This is a genomic window from Sphingomonas sp. HMP9 (assembly GCF_013374115.1).
GTDB lineage: Bacteria > Pseudomonadota > Alphaproteobacteria > Sphingomonadales > Sphingomonadaceae > Sphingomonas.
In genome coordinates this window covers 994,105-1,013,685 of record NZ_AP022673.1, presented here as the reverse complement: position 1 = coordinate 1,013,685, position 19,581 = coordinate 994,105, and the positions used below count along the sequence as shown (strand labels likewise).

At 65.0% G+C, this 19,581-nt stretch carries 19 protein-coding genes and 1 other annotated feature; of the genes, 10 read left to right on the top strand and 9 right to left on the bottom strand.

The annotated features are described in order from the left end of the window. Window positions 1-9: 9 nt before the first annotated feature. Window positions 10-1,467, bottom strand: a complete 1,458-nt coding sequence (gene purF, locus HMP09_RS04385) for an amidophosphoribosyltransferase (protein ID WP_176499354.1) — start codon at window positions 1,465-1,467, stop codon at window positions 10-12. A gap of 133 nt (window positions 1,468-1,600) precedes the next feature. Here purF and hisI point away from each other — a divergent pair, with 133 nt between their 5' ends. Genes hisI through HMP09_RS04365 form a run of 4 tightly spaced genes read left to right on the top strand, consistent with a single transcriptional unit; the run spans window position 1,601 to window position 4,736 of the window. Beyond that, window positions 1,601-1,963 (top strand): phosphoribosyl-AMP cyclohydrolase, encoded by a 363-nt coding sequence (gene hisI, locus HMP09_RS04380; RefSeq protein ID WP_176499353.1) that lies wholly within the window; start codon window positions 1,601-1,603, stop codon window positions 1,961-1,963. Then, window positions 1,960-2,445 carry a hypothetical protein gene (locus tag HMP09_RS04375; RefSeq protein ID WP_176499352.1) on the top strand — a complete coding sequence of 162 codons (486 nt, stop codon included), beginning with the start codon at window positions 1,960-1,962 and terminating at the stop codon, window positions 2,443-2,445. Before hisI ends, HMP09_RS04375 begins: the two co-directional genes overlap by 4 nt. Window positions 2,446-2,477: 32 nt before the next feature. Then, entirely contained in the window at window positions 2,478-2,930 is a 453-nt protein-coding gene (locus HMP09_RS04370) for a MerR family transcriptional regulator (protein ID WP_055876115.1), read from the top strand. 3 nt (window positions 2,931-2,933) lie between these two features. Continuing rightward, on the top strand, window positions 2,934-4,736 hold the full coding sequence (locus tag HMP09_RS04365; RefSeq protein WP_176499351.1) for an acyl-CoA dehydrogenase C-terminal domain-containing protein: 1,803 nt from the start codon (window positions 2,934-2,936) through the stop codon (window positions 4,734-4,736). Window positions 4,737-4,812: 76 nt separating this feature from the next. On the opposite strand, the gene HMP09_RS04360 is transcribed toward HMP09_RS04365, so the two are convergent. Genes HMP09_RS04360 through HMP09_RS04350 form a run of 3 tightly spaced genes read right to left on the bottom strand, consistent with a single transcriptional unit; the run spans window position 4,813 to window position 8,395 of the window. Beyond that, complete coding sequence (locus tag HMP09_RS04360; protein WP_232090666.1) at window positions 4,813-6,129, bottom strand: cell wall hydrolase; 1,317 nt, start codon at window positions 6,127-6,129, stop codon at window positions 4,813-4,815. Further along, window positions 6,126-7,046 (bottom strand): cysteine synthase A, encoded by a 921-nt coding sequence (cysK, locus tag HMP09_RS04355; RefSeq protein ID WP_176499350.1) that lies wholly within the window; start codon window positions 7,044-7,046, stop codon window positions 6,126-6,128. Before cysK ends, HMP09_RS04360 begins: the two co-directional genes overlap by 4 nt. Next, window positions 7,043-8,395: an MFS transporter gene (locus tag HMP09_RS04350; protein WP_176499349.1), complete on the bottom strand. Its 1,353-nt coding sequence runs from the start codon at window positions 8,393-8,395 to the stop codon at window positions 7,043-7,045. The genes cysK and HMP09_RS04350 overlap by 4 nt, the downstream gene beginning before the upstream one ends. A 395-nt stretch (window positions 8,396-8,790) precedes the next feature. On the opposite strand from HMP09_RS04350, the gene pdhA reads away from it, so the two are divergent. Together pdhA and HMP09_RS04340 are read left to right on the top strand one after the other, a co-directional pair. Beyond that, complete coding sequence (pdhA, locus tag HMP09_RS04345; RefSeq protein ID WP_056048766.1) at window positions 8,791-9,843, top strand: pyruvate dehydrogenase (acetyl-transferring) E1 component subunit alpha; 1,053 nt, start codon at window positions 8,791-8,793, stop codon at window positions 9,841-9,843. Further along, complete coding sequence (locus HMP09_RS04340; RefSeq protein WP_176499348.1) at window positions 9,843-11,270, top strand: pyruvate dehydrogenase complex E1 component subunit beta; 1,428 nt, start codon at window positions 9,843-9,845, stop codon at window positions 11,268-11,270. The genes pdhA and HMP09_RS04340 overlap by 1 nt, the downstream gene beginning before the upstream one ends. 37 nt (window positions 11,271-11,307) lie before the next feature. Here HMP09_RS04340 and HMP09_RS04335 read toward each other — a convergent pair whose 3' ends face one another. The 3 genes from HMP09_RS04335 to HMP09_RS04325 are packed head-to-tail and all read right to left on the bottom strand — an operon-like array spanning window position 11,308 to window position 14,272. Then, on the bottom strand, window positions 11,308-11,961 hold the full coding sequence (locus HMP09_RS04335) for a TadE/TadG family type IV pilus assembly protein (protein WP_176499347.1): 654 nt from the start codon (window positions 11,959-11,961) through the stop codon (window positions 11,308-11,310). Beyond that, entirely contained in the window at window positions 11,958-12,548 is a 591-nt protein-coding gene (locus HMP09_RS04330) for a TadE/TadG family type IV pilus assembly protein (RefSeq protein WP_232090846.1), read from the bottom strand. Before HMP09_RS04330 ends, HMP09_RS04335 begins: the two co-directional genes overlap by 4 nt. A gap of 5 nt (window positions 12,549-12,553) precedes the next feature. Continuing rightward, window positions 12,554-14,272 (bottom strand): TadE/TadG family type IV pilus assembly protein, encoded by a 1,719-nt coding sequence (locus tag HMP09_RS04325; protein ID WP_176499345.1) that lies wholly within the window; start codon window positions 14,270-14,272, stop codon window positions 12,554-12,556. Between the two features lie 151 nt (window positions 14,273-14,423). On the opposite strand from HMP09_RS04325, the gene HMP09_RS04320 reads away from it, so the two are divergent. Next, on the top strand, window positions 14,424-15,077 hold the full coding sequence (locus tag HMP09_RS04320; protein WP_176499344.1) for a hypothetical protein: 654 nt from the start codon (window positions 14,424-14,426) through the stop codon (window positions 15,075-15,077). Between the two features lie 66 nt (window positions 15,078-15,143). Then, complete coding sequence (locus HMP09_RS04315) at window positions 15,144-15,611, top strand: EF-hand domain-containing protein (RefSeq protein ID WP_176499343.1); 468 nt, start codon at window positions 15,144-15,146, stop codon at window positions 15,609-15,611. On the opposite strand, the gene trmFO is transcribed toward HMP09_RS04315, so the two are convergent. After that, window positions 15,547-16,914, bottom strand: a complete 1,368-nt coding sequence (trmFO, locus tag HMP09_RS04310) for a methylenetetrahydrofolate--tRNA-(uracil(54)-C(5))-methyltransferase (FADH(2)-oxidizing) TrmFO (protein WP_176499342.1) — start codon at window positions 16,912-16,914, stop codon at window positions 15,547-15,549. The two genes, HMP09_RS04315 and trmFO, sit on opposite strands and share 65 nt — an antisense overlap. A gap of 88 nt (window positions 16,915-17,002) precedes the next feature. Between trmFO and HMP09_RS04305 the strand changes: the two genes are divergently transcribed. Then, complete coding sequence (locus HMP09_RS04305; RefSeq protein ID WP_176499341.1) at window positions 17,003-17,434, top strand: DUF488 domain-containing protein; 432 nt, start codon at window positions 17,003-17,005, stop codon at window positions 17,432-17,434. Between the two features lie 164 nt (window positions 17,435-17,598). Then, window positions 17,599-17,654: a sequence feature (sul1 is cis-regulatory element that is thought to sense ions involved in sulfur or methionine metabolism; They are found in Alphaproteobacteria), on the top strand. Window positions 17,655-17,722: 68 nt separating this feature from the next. After that, window positions 17,723-19,195: a SulP family inorganic anion transporter gene (locus tag HMP09_RS04300; protein WP_176499340.1), complete on the top strand. Its 1,473-nt coding sequence runs from the start codon at window positions 17,723-17,725 to the stop codon at window positions 19,193-19,195. A gap of 40 nt (window positions 19,196-19,235) precedes the next feature. Here HMP09_RS04300 and HMP09_RS04295 read toward each other — a convergent pair whose 3' ends face one another. After that, entirely contained in the window at window positions 19,236-19,574 is a 339-nt protein-coding gene (locus HMP09_RS04295; RefSeq protein ID WP_176499339.1) for a hypothetical protein, read from the bottom strand. Window positions 19,575-19,581 lie beyond the last annotated feature (7 nt).

The window sequence follows — 19,581 nt, the reverse complement described above, 5'->3', positions numbered from 1 at the left end:
CCGCGAGTATCAGATGACGCGTTCGGCGAGCATCGCGAACTGGTCGACTTCGGCGCCCTCGTCATGATCGGTCAGCGTGGTCGGGTAATCGCCGGTGAAGCACGCATCGCAATATTTCGGGCGGACATCCGCACGCTTCGCCTCGCCGAGCGCCTTGTAGAGGCCGTCGATCGAGATGAAGTTGAGGCTGTCGGCGTGGATGAAGCCGGTCATCCCGCCAAGATCGAGCTTTGCCGCGAGCAGCTTCTCGCGCTCGGGCGTGTCGACGCCGTAGAAGCAGGAGTGCCGGGTCGGCGGGCTGGCGATCCGCATATGGACTTCGGCGGCGCCCGCCTCGCGCATCATCTCGACAATCTTCAGCGAGGTCGTGCCACGGACGATCGAATCGTCGACGAGGATGACTCGTTTGCCCTTGATGAGCGCACGGTTGGCGTTGTGCTTGAGCTTCACGCCGAGGTGGCGGACCTTGTCGCCCGGCGAAATAAATGTGCGGCCGACATAATGCGAGCGGATGATGCCGAGCTCGAACGGGATACCCGACTGCTGCGCATAGCCGATCGCCGCAGGCGTGCCCGAATCTGGGACCGGAATGACCAGATCGGCATCGACGGGCGATTCGATCGCGAGCTGCGCGCCGATCGCTTTCCGCACCGAATAGATCGAGTGATCGCCAACGATCGAATCCGGCCTGGAGAAATACACCCACTCGAAGATGCACGGCCGCGCTGCCATCGGCGCGAACGGGCGGATCGAGCGGATCTCCGCCCCCTGGACGATGACCAGCTCGCCGGGTTCGATCGCGCGGACGAAGGTGGCGCCGACGACGTCGAGGGCGACGGTCTCAGACGCGAAGATCACCGCGTCGCCGAGCTTGCCCATGACGAGCGGACGAATGCCAAGCGGATCTCGGCAGGCGATCATCCCCTCGGGCGTCATCACGATCAGCGAATACGCGCCCTCGATCTGCTTGAGCGCATCGATGAAGCGATCGAGCAGCGTGCGATAGTTCGATGTCGCGACGAGATGGATGATCGTCTCGGTATCGCTGGTCGACTGGAAGATCGAGCCGCGCCGGACGAGCTCGCGACGCAACCGCATCGCGTTGGAAATATTGCCGTTATGCGCGATTGCGAAGCCGCCGGTCGACAGCTCAGCATAGAGCGGCTGGACGTTGCGCAGCGCAGTCTCGCCCGTCGTCGAATAGCGGACATGACCGCAGGCGACGGTGCCGGGAAGGGCACGGATCACGTCGTCGCGATCGAAATTGCCCGCGACATGGCCCATCGCGCGGTGCGTGTGGAAATTGGCGCCGTCGAAGGTGGTTATCCCGGCAGCTTCCTGCCCGCGGTGCTGCAAAGCATGGAGGCCAAGCGCGACGAGCGCAGCCGCGCCCTCGGTGGCCGAGACGCCAAACACCCCGCACTCTTCGCGAAGTTTGTCGTCGTCATAAGGGTTTGTCGTCAGCATGCCGGATCTCACGTCGTGCGGAGGCTGCCCTATACGAGCGCTTCCCGCGTTTGTCGCCTGTTTGTAATAACGTTGCGCGGATCGTTGCGCGCGGGACGGTCGCATCGACGCGGGTTTCGGGTATATCCGCAGCATGACACACAGCCGCGACACGGGCCTCACGCTCGATCCCAAATTCGATTCCGCCGGACTTTTGACCGCGGTCGTTACCGATCGCGTATCGGGCGACGTGCTCATGGTCGCGCATATGAATGCCGAGGCACTGGCGCAGACGCAGGCGACCGGCGAGGCGCATTTCTGGTCGCGGAGCCGGGAAACGCTCTGGAGGAAGGGCGAGACGTCGGGGAACGTGCTGCGCGTCGCCGAACTGCGGATCGATTGCGATCAGGACGCGGTGTGGGTGATCGCGGATGCGGCGGGACCGGCGTGCCATACCGGCGCGCGCACCTGCTTCTTCCGCCGGATCGAGGGCGATAGGTTGGTGCCCGCCGAATGAAGCGTGTGCTGCTGCTCGGCCTCGCACTGGGCGGCTGCGGAACAAAGCCGTCGAACGCGGTCGCGGACAGTGCGGGTGCGCGGCTCGAGGCGGCCGCGCAGACGGCGGGTATCGTGCCGGATCCCAACGCACCGCTACAGGGATCCTGGGCGCGCGATACCGACCGCGTATGTGTCGTGGGGACCGGTAAGACGAGCCGGATCGGCGTCAGCGTCGAGTATGGCGAGGACCAGGCGTGCGCGGCGTCGGGGACCGTCGAGTGGTCGGGCAATGCGCTCAAGCTCGCCTTTGGCGCGTGCACGTTCGATGCGCGGTTCGACGGCGACCGGATCGTGTTTCCCGCCGACGTACCCGAGGCATGCGAGGCGCTGTGCACCGGGCGCGCCTCGCTGGCGGCGGTGACCGTCGACCGGTTGAGCGAATCGCGATCGGAGGCCGCGACGCTACGGTCATCGGGCGGAAAGTTGCTTTGCGGCAATTGACGTTGACGTAAACGAGAGTTACGTATTCGGGGATGGCGACACGTGCATCTCCTCACTCCCGGGTCTCTCCTGAATCCTACGCGGTGATCGAGCCGCGGCACGACCGTGAGAGCTTTACGATTTCCGACCTGTCGGCCGAGTTCGACGTGACCGCGCGCGCGTTGCGGTTCTACGAGGACGAGGGCCTGATCGGCCCCGAGCGTCGTGGCACGCAGCGTATCTATTCGCATCGCGATCGCGCACGGCTCGCATGGATCCTGCGCGGCAAGCGGGTCGGGTTCAGCCTCGGCGAGATCCGCGAGATGATCGATCTCTACGATCTCGGCGACGGCCGGCGTGCGCAGCGCCAGGTCGTGATCGAGCGCAGCCAGGCACGGATCGCGCTGTTGACCGCGCAGAAGCGCGATATCGATCTCGCCATCGACGAACTCACCAGTTTCGTGGCCCTTCTCGAAGTCAGCCGCGCCCAGGATAACCAAGGATAAACCATGCCCCAGTATACGCCCCCCGTCCGTGACACGCGTTTCGTCCTCGAGCATGTCGTCGGCCTGCCACGCTATTCCAATCTGCCCGGCTTCGATGCAGCCTCGCCCGACGTCGTCGACGCGGTGCTGGAAGAGGGCGGCAAGTTCGTCGCCGAAGTGCTGTTCCCGCTGAACCTGTCGGGTGATCAGCAGGGGTGCACGCGGCATGAGGACGGTTCGGTCACGACGCCCGACGGCTTCAAGGAAGCGTACAAGCAGTATGTCGAGAGCGGCTGGGCAACGCTGGGCAATCAGCCCGAATATGGCGGGCAGGGGATGCCGCACGTCGTGTCGACTGCGTTCCAGGAGTACATGATCTCATCGAACATGGCGTTCGCGATGTATCCCGGCCTGACTCACGGCGCGATCGCCGCGCTGATCGCTAAGGGCTCGGATGCGCAGAAGGCGATGTACGTGCCCAAGATGGTGTCCGGCGAATGGGGCGGGACGATGAACCTGACCGAGCCGCAGTGCGGCACCGATCTGGGCCTCATCCGCACCAAGGCCGAGCCGCAGGGCGATGGCTCCTACGCGATCACCGGCACCAAGATCTTCATCTCAAGCGGTGAGCATGACCTGACCGACAACATCATTCACCTCGTGCTGGCGAAGACCCCCGGCGCGCCGGACAGCTCGAAGGGCATTTCGCTGTTCGTGGTGCCCAAGGTGCTGGTGAACGAGGACGGTTCGCTCGGAGCGCGCAACGGCGTCACCTGTGGCTCGATCGAGCACAAGATGGGCATCCACGCGAACTCGACCTGCGTGATGAACTATGATTCGGCGACCGGCTGGCTGGTTGGCGAGGAAATGAAGGGTCTCGCGGCGATGTTCATCATGATGAACGCGGCACGCCTTGGCGTCGGGCTCCAGGGCCTCGGCGTGGCCGAAGTCGCCTACCAGAACGCGGTCCAGTACGCGACGGACCGTCGCCAGGGCCGCGCGCTCACCGGCGCCAAGGAGCCGCAGGAGAAGGCCGACACGCTGTTCGTCCATCCCGACATCCGCCGCATGCTGATGGAGGGCAAGTCGCTGACCGAGGGCCTGCGCGCGCTGATCCTGTGGACCGCGCTCCAAGCCGATCTCGAGCATAGCGCCGAGACCGAGGAAGAGCGCCAGCTGGCCGGCGACATCATCAGCCTGCTGACCCCGGTCATCAAGGGCTATGGCACGGACATGGGCTATGCCATCGCGACCAACGCGCAGCAGGTCTATGGCGGCCACGGCTACATCGCCGAATGGGGCATGGAGCAATACGTCCGCGATGCGCGGATCGCGATGATCTACGAAGGCACCAATGGCGTGCAGGCGATGGACCTGGTCGGGCGGAAACTCGCGCAGAATGGCGGACGCGGGATCCAGGCCTTCTTCAAGCTGGTCGCGGACGACGTCGCAGCGGCAAAGGCGGATCCGGCAACGGCGGCGTTCGCCGAGGCGCTGGAGAAGGCGAACGGCCAGCTTCAGGCGGCGACGATGTGGTTCATGGCGAACGGCATGAAGAACCCCGAGAATGTCGGCGCGGGCGCGGTCAGCTACATGCACCTGATGGGCATCGTCGCGGTCGGCGTGATGTGGCTGCGGATGGCGGTTGCCGCGACCACGCTGAAGGCGGCGGGCGAGGGCGAGGCGGCGTTCCTCGATGCCAAGCTGGTGACGGCGCGCTTCTATGCCGAGCGGATCCTGCCGGATGCGGGCGCGCTGCGGCGCAAGATCGAGGGCGGTGCCGAGTCGCTGATGGCGCTGCCGCCCGAAATGTTCATGGCAGCCTAACGATCAGGGGCGGATCGCTGACGCGATCCGCCCCTACTGTCTTCCCCCCCTTCCTCCGGGAAGGGGCAGAGCGTCCCTACTTGGCGACCGCCGCGGCGGGGGCGGGCGGGGTCATTGGTACAGGCGCTGCTACTCCAGGTTTGCGCCGGACCCCGTTGAGGTCGGCCGTCGCGGCAGGGGTAGCCGGTACGACAGTGGCCGGTGACGGCACGGCGGTCATCGTCGCGCGCATCGGCATGCACTGGGTCGTATCCGCGCGTTTGAACTGGCGGCAGTTCCAGAGCGGGCGTTCATAGTCGCTCGCCCGATCGCGCATGTAGCTAAAGCTGAGCGCCGCCATCTGCGCGAGATCGAGCGGGATCGAGGTCGCCTTCTTGGTTCCGTCGGTCCACGCCATGTAGCGGCAGAACTGCTTGTCGCCGCACGCCTGCGCCGCCATCGCGGGCAAGGCCTCGGCGGTCTGGCCGCGCGGGAGCGTCACGAGGATCGTATCGCCCTCGATCGGCGCAGCGGGCGCACCGGTAGAGTCGGCGGTCGCCGCGAAGCCCATTGCGGCGGATGCCTCGGCCAGAGCGGCGTCCACTTCGGCCAGCGCTGCGCCCGTCTTGTGTGCGTCGGAGATACCAGCGAGCTGAGCGATGACCGGTTCGACGGTCTCGGGATGGCGGCCAAAGGCCCGGGGCGTGCCCCACCAGCCGGACCAGCGGAAGAACAGATGCGTGTTTACCGCGGTGATCTTGTCGAGGCTCGACTGCCAATAGGGCACGACCCAATCGGTATGGTAGTGCGTGGCATAACCGACCTGCTTGAACACCGCGCCCCCGAGCGCGGCCGCCGCAACCTCACGCGCGCGGCGCCACGCGTCGTCGGTCGGGTGCCATCGCGTGAGCGCGCCGTCGCAGCTGAAGCTGAACTGGCAACCCGTCGAACGGTCCTGCCCTTCGAACACCACGCCGCACACCGTCTTCGGGAACGCCGGGTGATGCAGTCGGTTGAGCACGACCTGCGCGACCGCACGCTCGCCAAGCGTATCGTCGCCGGCCTCGTACAGGATCCCGGCCGCCATGCAGTCGGTCGCGCGCGCCAGATCCTCCGGGCCGCCGGCAAAGCGGAACGGTCGTGCGGCCGGGTTGGGATCGGTCGAGAAGGGCACGGTCGCGTTGAACGCGCGCGCGTCGTCGGGGGTGAGATCGACGAACTTGACGGGCTCGACCACGGGGAGTTCGGCTTGCGGCACGACCCGACCCGGCGGGAGCTTCACCCGCTTGGGCGCCTGGACGATGATGGGCGCGTTGGCGACGACGAGCGCAGGCCCGACGATCGCCAGACCGGAAATGCCGATGAGGCTGGCGCGCAGCACCCAGGTGCCGCGCGCGGAGAGAGCGGTCGTCACTGTTCGGGCAGGAAGTCCGGCACCGACAAATAACGCTCGCCGGTGTCGTAGTTGAAGCCCAGGACGCGGACGTCGTCGGGCAGGTCTGGCAGTTTCTGCAGGATCGCGGCCAGCGTCGCGCCCGAGCTGATGCCGACCAGCATGCCCTCTTCGGTGGCCGAACGACGTGCCATGTCCTTGGCTACCGCGGCGTCGACTTCGATCACGCCGTCGAGCGCCTGGGTGTGCAGGTTCACCGGAATGAAGCCCGCGCCGATGCCCTGGATCGGGTGCGGGCCGGGCTGGCCGCCTGCGATCACCGGCGAGGCGGCGGGCTCGACCGCATAGACCTTGAGCGACGGCCATTCCGTCTTCAGCGCCTCGGCGACGCCGGTGATATGTCCACCGGTGCCGACGCCGGTGATGATCACGTCGATCGGCGTGTCACGGAAGTCGGCGAGAATTTCCTGTGCTGTCGTAGCGACATGCACCGCGATGTTCGCGGGATTTTCGAACTGCTGCGGCATCCAGGAGCCCGGCGTCTGCTCGACGAGTTCCTTCGCACGCTCGATCGCGCCCTTCATGCCCTTCTCGCGCGGGGTCAGGTCGAACGTCGCGCCATACGCCAGCATCAGCCGGCGGCGTTCGATCGACATGCTCTCGGGCATGACGAGGACGATCTTGTAGCCCTTCACCGCGGCGACGAGCGCGAGGCCGATGCCGGTGTTGCCGCTGGTCGGTTCGATGATCGTGCCGCCGGGCTTGAGGTGGCCGTCCTTCTCCGCTGCCTCGATCATCGCGAGCGCGATGCGGTCCTTGATCGAACCGCCGGGGTTCGAGCGCTCGGACTTCACCCAGACTTCGGAGTCGGGGAACAGCTTCGACAGGCGGACATGCGGCGTGTTGCCGATCGTGTCGAGGATCGAGTTGACCTTCATGGCTTGGCTTCTCCGTGCTGAGGTTCGGTCTCTAGTATCTCTGGCGGGTCAAAGGTTTTCGCGCGCCCTAGTTCCGGGAACAGGCGCGCCCAGCCGATCGTGATCGCAATAGCACCGACGCCGCCGAACACCACCGCGCCGACCGGCCCGAGCAGCGATGCCATGACGCCGCTCTCGAATTCGCCGAGTTCGTTCGAGGCGGAGATGGTGAGCTGCGACACCGCGCTGACCCGGCCGCGCATCGCATCGGGCGTGTGAAGCTGAATCAGCGACTGCCGGACATAGACCGAGATCATATCCGCGCCACCGGCGACGATCAGCGCGACGAGGCTGAGGACGAAGGCTGGCTGGACCGGAATGCCAGCAATCGTGCCGGGCGTCAGGCCGAGCAGATTTACGATCGGGGTCGCGACGCCGAAAGTGAGGATCGCAAGGCCGAAGACGACGACCGCGATCAGCATCTTCACGCCGACATTGGTGCTCATCGGACGGATCGAGAACCACACTGCGGTGACTGCGGCACCGATGCCCATGCCGGCTGCCAGTACACCCAGCCCTTGCGAGCCGACATGCAGGATGTCGCGCGAATAGACCGGGAGCAGCGAGGTCGCACCCGCGAGCAGCACCGCGAACAGGTCCAGCGTGATCGTCGCGAGCACGAGGCGGTTGCGGCGGACATAGGTGAAGCCCTCGATGATGCGGGCGAGCGGGCGGTGATCAGTCTGCGCGGCGGGCTGCGGTACCGGGCCGATCATAAACATGAAGACGAGCGCTACGAGGAAGAGCAGCGTCGCGACGCCGTACGCGACTTCGGGGTGGATCGCGTACAGCAGCCCGCCGACGCTCGGCCCGGCGATCGTGCCGACCTGCCACGCGATCGAACTTACCGCGATCGCGGTCGGCAAGACGGCGCGGGGGACGAGGTTCGGCGCGAGCGCGGAATAGGCCGGGCCGGAAAAAGCGCGCGCCACGCCGAACGCGACGGCCGCGACGAACAGCACGCCGAGCGTCAGGTGGCCGGTCCAGGTCAGCAGCCAGAGCGTGGCAGCCGTCAGCACGAGCAGCGTCGTGGTACCGCGGACGATCCAACGCCGGTCGAAGCTGTCCGCGACGAGCCCGGTGATCGGGGTCAGCAGGAACAGCGGGACGAACTGTGCGAACCCGATCATGCCGAGCATGAAGGCCGCCTGGCGGATGTCCATCGTCTCGCGGGCGATGTTATAGACCTGCCACCCGATCACGATCGACATCGCGCTGACCGCGATCGTGCCGGTGAAGCGGGACAGCCAATAGGCGCGGAAATTGGCGAGCCGTAAGGGATGCTGGTGCGGGTCTGTCGTGGGAGCCATCGGCTGCGGCTTTAGGCTGCGGCGAACGGGGAGGGCAACCGGAGCTTTGCTTGGGGTGGTGATAGTGGCTACCCAACGAACACCTTCCCCGCACTACGCGTGCTACTTTGGCACCTCAACACTGCAGTACCTCCCCGGCGAAGGCCGGGGTCCAGCTGGGCAACGTCGCCAACCGGGAAATGCGTGTCGTTACTCCGACCTCCCAACTGGGCCCCGGCCTTCGCCGGGGAGGTGCGCCTATGTGGACGAAACGCTTGCGAACATCATACGCGACACGCCTCGACCACATCCCGCACCCCTCAAACCAACATACCCCAGACGGGAATTGATGTTCCGCCCCGTCCGCGCCTATAGGCTCCCTCAACTCCCCTACGGAAAACGAGGTTTCCCACATCGTGGCCAAGACCCCCCCACCAGCACGCGCAATCGCCGAACCGCCGATTACGAACCGCGAACGACCGGCCGAACCAAAGCCGTACGAGGCGTCGAAGGACGAACTCCTCGAAATGTATCGGCAGATGCTGCTGATCCGCCGTTTCGAGGAAAAAGCCGGCCAGCTCTATGGCTTGGGCCTGATCGGTGGCTTCTGCCATCTGTATATCGGGCAGGAGGCGGTCGCGGTCGGCCTGCAGTCCGCGCTGAACGGCGAGACCGATTCGGTGATCACCGGCTACCGCGATCACGGCCACATGCTCGCCTACGGGATCGACCCGAAGGTGATCATGGCCGAGCTGACCGGACGCAATTCGGGTATCTCGAAGGGCAAGGGCGGGTCGATGCACATGTTCTCGACCGAGCATAAATTCTATGGCGGTCACGGCATCGTCGGTGCGCAGGTGTCGCTGGGCACCGGCCTCGCGTTCAAGCACAAATATTCGAACGACGGCGGCATCTGCATGGCCTATTTCGGCGACGGCGCTGCGAACCAGGGCCAGGTGTATGAGAGCTTCAACATGGCCGAGCTGTGGAAGCTCCCGATCATCTTCGTGATCGAGAACAACCAGTACGCCATGGGCACGAGCGTCAATCGCGCCTCGGCCGAGGACCAGCTGTATCGCCGCGGCGAGAGCTTCCGCATTCCCGGCATCCAGGTCGATGGCATGGACGTGCTGGCCTGCCGCGGTGCAGCCGAGGAGGCACTCGCCTGGGTCCGCGCGGGCAAGGGTCCGGTCATCCTCGAGATGAAGACCTATCGCTACCGCGGCCACTCGATGTCCGATCCGGCCAAGTACCGCACGCGCGACGAGGTTCAGGCGGTCCGCGACAAGTCGGATCCGATCGATCACATGAAGAAGCTGCTCGACGCGCAGGGCGTGACCGAGGCGGACCTCAAGTCCCTTGAACAGGAAATCAGGAAAATCGTGAACGAAGCCGCCGATTTCGCCGAACAGACCCCAGAGCCGGACGCTGCCGAGCTCTACACCGACGTTCTGGTGGAGAAGTACTGATGGCGATCGAGATCAAAATGCCCGCGCTCTCCCCGACGATGGAAGAGGGCACGCTGGCCAAGTGGCTCGTCAAGGAAGGCGACAGCGTCAAGTCGGGCGATATCCTCGCCGAGATCGAGACCGACAAGGCGACGATGGAGTTCGAGGCGATCGACGAAGGTACGATCGGCTCGATCAGCGTGGCCGAGGGCACCGACAATGTGAAGGTCGGTACCGTCATCGCGACGATCCTCGAAGAGGGCGAGAGCGCGAGCGACGCCAAGCCTGCAGAGGCACGCTCGGGCGATGCGGTCAACGCCGCACCGAAGGAGACGCCGTCGGACGACAAAGCGCCGCCGGTTCCGGAGGGCGCTTCGCCTGCCAAGGCCGAGAGCGGCACGCAGCAGCTCGTCGCGTCAGCCGAGAAGGTCGGCATCTCCGACCCGGCGATCCCCGAGGGCACCGAGATGGTCAAGACGACCGTCCGTGAGGCACTGCGCGATGCGATGGCCGAGGAAATGCGCGAGGACGACCGCGTCTTCGTGATGGGCGAGGAAGTCGCGCAGTATCAGGGCGCGTACAAGGTCACGCAGGGGCTGCTCGACGAGTTCGGCGACCGTCGCGTGATCGACACGCCGATCACCGAATACGGCTTTGCCGGCATCGGTGCGGGCGCGGCGATGGGTGGCCTTCGTCCGATCGTCGAGTTCATGACCTTCAACTTCGCGTTGCAGGCGATCGACCACATCATCAACTCGGCGGCCAAGACCAATTACATGTCGGGCGGTCAGATGCGCTGCCCGATCGTGTTCCGTGGTCCGAACGGCGCGGCGTCGCGCGTGGGTGCGCAGCATTCGCACAACTTCGCGGCGTGGTATGCCAGCGTTCCCGGCCTGATCGTGATCGCGCCCTATGACGCGGCGGATGCCAAGGGTCTGCTCAAGGCCGCGATCCGCACCGAGGATCCGGTCGTGTTCCTCGAGAACGAGCTGATGTACGGTCGCAGCTTCGACGTTCCCAAGCTCGACAACCACGTTCTGCCGATCGGCAAGGCGAGGATCGTCCGCGAGGGCAAGGACGTGACGATCGTCAGCTACTCGATCGGAGTCGGCATTTCGCTCGAAGCCGCCGACAAGCTCGCCGAGGAGGGCATCGACGCGGAGGTCATCGATCTACGCACGTTGCGTCCGCTCGACACCGAGACGGTGCTGAAAAGCCTCGCCAAGACCAACCGCATGATCATTGTTGAAGAGAATTGGGCGACCTGCTCGATCGCGTCGGAGATCGTGTCGGTGGTGATGGAGCACGGTTTCGACGATCTCGATGCCCCGGTGCTGCGTGTTACGAACGAAGACGTGCCGATGCCCTATGCCGCGAACCTCGAAAAGCTGATGCTCGTCGACGTCGCGAAGGTCGTGAAGGCGGTGAAGAAGGTCACCTACAAGTAATCTTAACGCACCGGTCGGGTGATCCCGGCCGGTGTCCTTATGCCGCGTAGGTCGTGCAGACGCTTGCAGTAGTGCCCGGCACGGCCGCCAGCACTTGCGTATTGCGCTCGCGCACGTTGTAGACGGACTCGGAACGCAGCGTTGGCGTTCCGAAGAACTGCGAAGAGACCAGCGGTTGATACCGGTAGGTCACCTCGACGAAGATTAGCGCGGACCCGGAGCCAGCGACGATCCGACGCGCGCTGCTGCCCATATAAGGGAGCACATTGTCGTTCTGGCCCTTGCCTTGCGTCCCATATTTCGGCTGCGAGTCGGGGATGTTCAGCGCTCCCGTACAGCGCTGCCAGCGGATATACTGACCCGTGTTGGGTGCGTCCTTGCCGTTGGGCTCGACGCTGGACACGACGACGCGCCCGTTGGTACCGAAGCCTATCCCGGTGCCAATGAGCTTGGCGCTCAGCAAAGCCTCGTTGACGTCCGACTCGTCGATCGAATCGCGGACCCGGGCGACGTTGTCGGAGATCGCAGTCGAGATCTGGTTCACGCGCATCACCGCGAGCGCCATGTTCATGACCTCTGCGCCGGCCAACCCCAGCGTGATCAGCACCGGCGCCGCGATCGCGAACTCGATCAGCGCAAGGCCGCGGACGTCGCCCCGAAATCGGCGCGCGAAGGCGTGGAGCCGGGTCATGGTGCCTTGGTACATATCGTCGTCGGTTCCGCACGCGAGGTGAAGGGCTGGTTGCGGATCACGGTGGTCGCCGCGACGCTTCGGGTCGGGGCCCAGGACAGGAGCGCGCCGACTGGAGTCAGGTTCGGATAGACGACGTTGACGGTGTAATAGACGATGTCGTCCGCGCTGCCGACGCCGGTATCGCCGGGCGTTAAGTCGTAGTTGCCATTGTTGTTCGCGTCCTCGTAACAGTCGCCGAGATTGAACACCCCCTTGGGATCGGTGTCCGACGTGATCTTCTCGGGCTTGCCGACGTTGGAGAAGTTGTAATAGCGCCGGGTCGACACCGTCACATACTGCGCGGGAACGACGCCCTGCACCTCGGACTTGATCGTGGCCACCACGTCCGCGGCGGTCCGGCCGCCGACCGTCACCTGCCGCGAAGCCTTGGACAGGGCCCCCTGGACGACCGCGGTGACATAGCCCTGATAGCCGATCTCAAGGATCGACAGCAGCAGCCCGACCAGCACCGGAATGATGATCGCGAACTCGACGATCGTCGCCCCCCGAGTGTCCCGCCGGAGAGCGCGGAATTGATGCGACATCGTGGTCACTGACTGATCCTCAGCGACCCGATCTTGCTGCCGATCTCCTGGAACTTGGCGATCAACGCCGGCGCGGTCGTGATGCCGGAGGCCATGGCCTTGGTCGTGGCACAATTCTCCATGTCGGCGGTCAACGTGGTCGAGAACGCAATGACATAGAGCTGGATGCCCTCGCTCTTCGCCGCATTGCACGCCATCCGAAACCGCTGCAGATGCCGCTGCAACTGCTCGGCCGCGAGCTGCGCCGTCGTACCGGTCGACGTTCCCAGCACACGCTTGTCGCGTTCTTCGGCGCCGTAGGTCGTGTAGACGGAGAGGTATGGCGAAAGATCACCATCCGTCATAAATATCATGTATTTACGGATACTAAACCCACGAAGCACTTTTGGGTTGTCAGGATCATTCTGATCGTTAGTCACGGGGTTTGTCGAAGCAAAGATCCCGTCCGGCGAAATGAAGCGTGCACCCCATATCACGCCGATATCGTGATAGGTCCCGCCCAAGGGCTTCAGGTTGTTGATGTACGTCATGAACGCCGTCTTGTCGTTATAATACTCCTTCAGCCGGCTCGCCGCGCTCGCGCAATATTTCGGATCGGTATATTCGTCGCGCGTGTCCGGATTGAATTCGGCGTTCGGCCACCAGGGAATCCAGCGACTGGCAGTGCTGGTCGGCGGCAGGGTGACGTCGAGATCCAATGCGCTGCCAGGCGCCGTCGTCGCCGACCCGCCATCGATCGCGCTATTATCGGTCTGGCGCTCTTCGATGCATCCTGCCCACTGCGATCGGCTCGAACTTGGTGAGCCGCCCGGGGTCAGGACCGACGCTCCGGTCTTGAACGCCGACGTGTCCAGCGTCACTTGCCGGTACGTCCAATAGTTGGAGCAGGTGCCATCCGAGGTCCAATACCCGTTGGATGACCAGTTCCCTTCATACAAGTTGCACGTGCCCTGCGAACTCGTCGCCGGTCCTGCGGTGCGCGTCCGACTTTGATACGGCGCGCTGTCGCGGATGTAGTTCGGGTTTTCGGCGTAGACCTGCTTACCCACGTTCACCGTGGCGTTGTACGGCACGAACCCGTACCGCAGACGCAAGTTGTTGGCGTGCAACTGATCCTGCGCCGATTTCAGTGTGTCGTACAGCGATGCCGAGGCATCGCGCAGCGCCTGCATCTTCGACCCGGGCTGTTCGATCTCGTTACAGGCATCGTTCGGCCGGCTTGTCGGACAGTTCATCGACCCCGACATGTCGAGCACCAGCATGATGTCGGTACCGACGAAATCCTGTGTCGCCGAGCAGCTCGTCGACAGGCTCAACGTGTTGAAACCAAACAGCTTCATGATCGTGGTCGGGATCGTCGTCGCGGCAGTGATCTTTACCGTACCCGTCGAAGGGACGCTGACGACCGGCGTGAAGGCGGCCGTGCCGAACGAGGTCTGTGGAAAGTTAAAATTAAAGTAGTTCTTGGCCTCCGTATCCACCGCCGTCGTCAAGGTCGGACCCGAAAGCAGTCGCCGTGCCGCCAGCGATCCCGCGTCGCACGCTTGCTGCAACCGGTCTCGCGCCACATAGGCCCGGGCCATGTCGAGCCCCGATCCGACCATCGCGATCAGCGGCATCATGGCGAAGGCTACGATCATCAGCGTATTGCCGCGGACATCGGTGCGCAGCCGCCCAAGAAAGGTTGTCGGCCGGGATCGTCTCTGGCCGTGCTTGGCGCTCATTATCGTCCTGTCTCAACGCGGTAGTATCGTCCGTCCTTGCTCCCCGATCCGGTAAGCGCTGCACAAGATACATGGTTACCGTCACATTAACCGTCGAGACGGCGGTGTAACGGGGATGCGGTTTGCATGCCGCCACGCTATCGAGCGCGGCATGACTCGCCTCGATCCCGATCGCCAACTGGCGTTGAGCTATGCCGACGTCGCGGTACGCCCCGCTCTCGACGCAATGTTCGCATTGGATGACACGCTCGCGGCGATCTTGCGGTCCACACGCGAGCCGCTCGTGGGACAGATGCGGCTGACCTGGTGGTACGAGGCACTCGGACGGCTCGATACCGCGCCAGCGCCCGCCGAACCCGTCCTGGGCGCCCTGCAGCGCTCCGTCCTGCCTGGCGGTGTATCGGGCGCGATGCTGGCGACGCTGACCGATGGGTGGGACGTGTTGCTTGAACCCATACTCGATGCCGCCGCGCTAGCCCGGTTTGCGCGCGATCGCGGGCGGCGGCTGTTCGAGCTGGCGGGTGTGCTGCTGTCGACTAGCGACGACCGGATCGGTGCGGCCGGCGAGGGCTGGGCGCTCGCGGACCTGGCGCGCGGGCTGAGCGACGCCGCCGACCGGGAGGCTGCACGATCGCGAGCGATCATGGTGCTCGACGAGGCGATGCACGGGCGTTGGCCGGGGCGCGCCCGCGTGTTGGGAGCGATGGCCCTGACCGCGCGGTTCGACATGTCCGTACCGCCGCCGCCGCCGGGCAGCCCGCAGCGCGTGGGCCGGTTGGCCTGGCATAGACTGACCGGATACTGACCAATCGCATGGGGATCGTCGTCGCCGAGGCGTAGCATGCAGGCTTTGCAGGTGGGGGCAGTTGCGATGTGGCGATATCTGGCGGGTGGGGCGGCGTTGATCGCGTTGATCGCGGCGGGGTTCATGGTGTTCAGTGGAAAGGCGCGACCGGGACCGGTGCTACCGGCGCAATCGATGGCCCAGGTGACTGGCGCGGTGGCATCCGATCCGCTGCCCGACACAGCGCCCGAGGCGACAGACAGGACGCGCGAGCAGAAGCGGTTCGATCGCTACGATAAGGATCGCGATGCGAAGATCACGCGGGAGGAATATCTCGTCCAGCGGCGCAAGGCTTACGCGCGGTTGGACGTGGACGGCGACGGCAAGCTGTCGTTCGACGAATGGGCGGTGAAGGCGACGACCAAGTTCGCGGACGCCGACCGCGACAAATCCGGGGCGATGACGGCCCCGGAGTTTGCCACGACGGCGGTCAAGCGGAAGGGGCCAGCTCGGGCGAAGTGTCCACCGCCTCAGGCTGTTGCGGAGGAAAGCTGAGCCATTCTGCGAGCGCTGTGCGACCGCGATCGGTGTACATCCGCTTGCGGTCGGTCTTCTTGGTCCGGCCAGGGATCGGCGGGAACAGTCCGAAGTTCACGTTCATCGGCTGATAGGTCTCGACCTCGGCACCGCCGGTGATGTGGCCCAGCAGCGCGCCGAGCGCCGTCGCATACGGTGGTGGGTTCAGCGTCTTGCCGGTGAGTTCGGCCGCAGCGAACAGTCCCGCGAGCATGCCGATGCCGCAGCTCTCGATATAGCCTTCGCAACCCGTGATCTGGCCGGCAAAACGGATGTTCGGGCGCGACTTCAGTCGCAGCGTTTCATCGAGCAGTTCCGGCGAGCGAATGAAGGTATTGCGGTGCAGTCCGCCCAATCGCGCGAACTCGGCGTTTTCGAGGCCGGGAATGGTACGGAACAGGCGGACCTGGTCGGCGTGCTTCATCTTGGTCTGGAAGCCGACAATGTTCCACAATGTACCTTGCGCATTGTCCTGCCGAAGCTGGACGACGGCGTGCGGCCAGCGGCCGGTCTTTGGATTGTCGAGCCCGACGGGCTTCATCGGGCCATAGCGTAGCGTATCGACGCCGCGTTCGGCCATCACCTCGATCGGCATGCAGCCGTCGAAATAGGGCGTGTCCTTCTCCCATTCCTTGAACGGGGTCTTCTCGCCGTCGATCAGGCCTTGATGGAAGGCAAGATACTGGTCCTTGTCCATCGGGCAGTTGATGTAATCCTTGCCCTCGCCCTTGTCCCAGCGCGAAGCGAACCACGCCGTGTCCATGTCGATCGAGTCGCGATGGACGATCGGCGCGAGTGCGTCGAAGAACGCCAGCGCCTCGCGCCCGGTCTCGGCGCCGATCCCGGCGGCGAGGGACGCCGCGGTCAGCGGGCCGGTCGCGATGATCGTAGGTCCGTCGGGGAGCGCGTCGATGCGTTCGCGGACGAGCGTGATGTTCGGGTGCTGGTCGATCGCCTCCGTAACGCTGTTCGAGAAATTGTCGCGGTCGACCGCGAGCGCAGAGCCGGCGGGGACGCGGTGGATGTCCGCCTGGCGCATAATCAGCGAGCCGAGCGTACGCAGTTCCTGGTGGAGCAGGCCGACCGCGTTGCTCTCGGCATCGTCCGAGCGGAAGCTGTTCGAGCAGACGAGTTCGGCGAGGCCGTCGGTCTGGTGGGCAGGCGTTTCTTCGCCGCTGCCGCGCATTTCAGAGAGGCGCACCTTGAGGCCGGCCTCGGCGAGCTGCCAGGCGGCTTCGGAACCGGCAAGGCCGCCGCCGATAACATGGATATCATGGGTCATTCCGGCCAGATAGCGCGGGAAGCCTGTCGTGTCAGCGGTTGTCGTGTCCGCGGTTGTCTCGACGGCGGGGGACTCCCACTTCGTCCTAATGAAGATCTTCACGATCGGCTATGAAGCCACCACGATGACGGACTTTCTCGCGGCGCTGACGCGGGCCGGGGTTGAGCGCGTGATCGACGTCCGCGCGCTCCCCCTGTCGCGGCGACCGGGGTTCTCGAAGACGTCGCTTGCGGCGTCGCTGCGCGAGGCGGGGGTCGATTACGTCCATCTGAAGGCGCTGGGCACGCCAAAGCGTGGGCGCGATGCGGCGAAGAAGGGCGACGTCGCAACCCTGACAGCCGTGTACGACGAGCAACTCGAATTGCCCGAGGCGCAGGCGCAGGCGGCGATCATGCTCGGGCTCGCGGCGGAGAAGCCGAGTGCGCTGCTCTGCTACGAGCGCGACCCGTGTCATTGCCACCGAACATTGCTGTTGCAGGCGGTGGGCGAGGGGGCCGAGGTCGTGGATCTGTTCACGTAGACCGCACCAACCCTCCGTCATCCTGACGAAAGTCAGGGTCCAGAGCCAGGAGCGGCGCGTCGAGTAACCCTGGATCCTGACTTTCGTCAGGATGACTGAGGGCGGGAGGTGTCTACCCGTGATATTGCAATGCAGCACCACCGGCGCTAGGTTGCGCCTACTCGCTTGGACCCGGTGCAATTCCGGGTGGCTATTCCGGCCGCCGATCCGCCGGACAACGCACCGACGCCTTTGAAATCAACCGCCCGCGCACTTGCCACGGTTCCGGCGTCCTATGCGGACATATCTATGACCTCATTTTCTCGTTACCGGACCGAATGGTTCAGCGGCCGGACGGCTGCACGCCGTGACGTTCTCGCCGGCATGGTGGGCACATTCGCGCTGATCCCCGAAGTCATCGCCTTCTCGTTCGTTGCCGGAATCGACCCCGAAGTCGGCCTGTTCGCGTCCTTCGTGATCGGCATCGTCATCGCCTTTGCCGGTGGACGTCCGGCGATGATCTCCGGCGCGGCAGGGTCTGTCGCGCTGGTTGCCGCCGCGCTCGTCCATGCGCACGGACTGCACTATCTGCTCGTCGCGACGATGCTCGCGGGCGCGCTTCAGATCGCGTTCGGGCTTGCAAAGCTCGACGTGCTGATGCGGTTCGTCTCGAAATCGGTCCATGCCGGGTTCGTCAACGCACTCGCGATCCTGATCTTCTCGGCGCAATTGCCGCAGATGGTCGGCGTCAGCTGGCAGGCCTATGCGATGATCGCCGCCGGGCTTGCGATCATCTATCTCGTCCCGCGGATATCCAGCGCGATCCCGTCGCCGCTGATCTGCATCGTCGTGCTGACGGCAGTCTCAATGTGGTTCCCGATGCCGTTGAAGACGGTCGGCGATCTAGGCCGCTTGCCGGACTCGCTCCCGACGTTCGGGCTGCCCGACGTTCCCATGAGTTGGGACACGCTTCGGATCGTCGCACCCTATGCGTTCGCGATGGCCGCGGTCGGCCTGCTTGAATCGATGATGACTGCCAGCGTGGTGGACGACCTCACCGAAACCACCAGTTCGAAGGCGCGCGAGTGCACCGGCCTCGGCCTCGCCAACATCGCGGCAGGCGCGTTTGGCGGCATCGCCGGATGCGGGATGATCGGCCAGACCGTCGGCAATGTCCGCTATGGTGGGACCGGACGGCTGTCGACCATGGTCGCCGGCGTATTCCTGCTGATCGTCATGGTCCCGTTGCGACCGTGGGTCGCTCAGGTACCCGTGGCGGCCTTGGTCGCGATCATGATCATGGTGTCGATAAGCACGTTCTCCTGGGGATCGCTCCGCGATCTGGCGCGGCATCCCAAGATGTCGAGCGCGGTGATGGTCGCGACCGTCGTCGTCACCGTCGCAACGCACGATCTATCGCTCGGCGTCGGCGTGGGGGTGTTGCTCAGCGGTGTGTTCTTCGCGTGGAAGGTGACGCGGCTGATGGACGTGGAGATCGACCACGACGTGGTAAGCGACACGCGTATCTACCGGGTAAGCGGGCAGATCTTCTTTGCTAGCGCGGACATCTTCTCCGATCGCTTCGATCTCCGAGAGACGGCGCGCGCCGTCCGCATCGACCTGACCAATGCGCACCTCTGGGACGTCACAGCCGTAGGCGCGTTGGAGGAAGTCGTACGCAAACTGCGCCGCCACGGCCGTGAGGTCGAAGTGATCGGCCTGAACGCTGCAAGCGAAACGCTGGTCGATCGCCACGCGCCGGGCTTGTCCGCCCAGATCTAGGGTCGATGCTCCGGGGTTGGTACCGCCGGAGCCACCGCCGTTACTGCTGAGGCGCGTCCTCGTTCTCGGTCGGTACCTCGTCGCGCGTGACGCGCGCGGTCATGCCGGTCGCGTCGGCATCGTCGAGCATCTGCTCGTCCGGCGCGACCGGTTTTTCGCGTGGCGGTTCGACCACTGCCGGCGCGGGGGGCGCGACTTCGACCGGCGCGGCTTCGACCGGCGCAGGCGCTGCCGCCTCGGACTCGGTCACACCGGTGTCCTCGACCATGTTGGAGTCCGTCGGCGGCTGCTCGGGCTCGGAACGCGAGCAACCGGCGAGCGCCATGCCGGCGAGCAGACCGCCGGCAATGGCGGTGCGGGTACGCGTGGAAATCGTCATGTCTGAT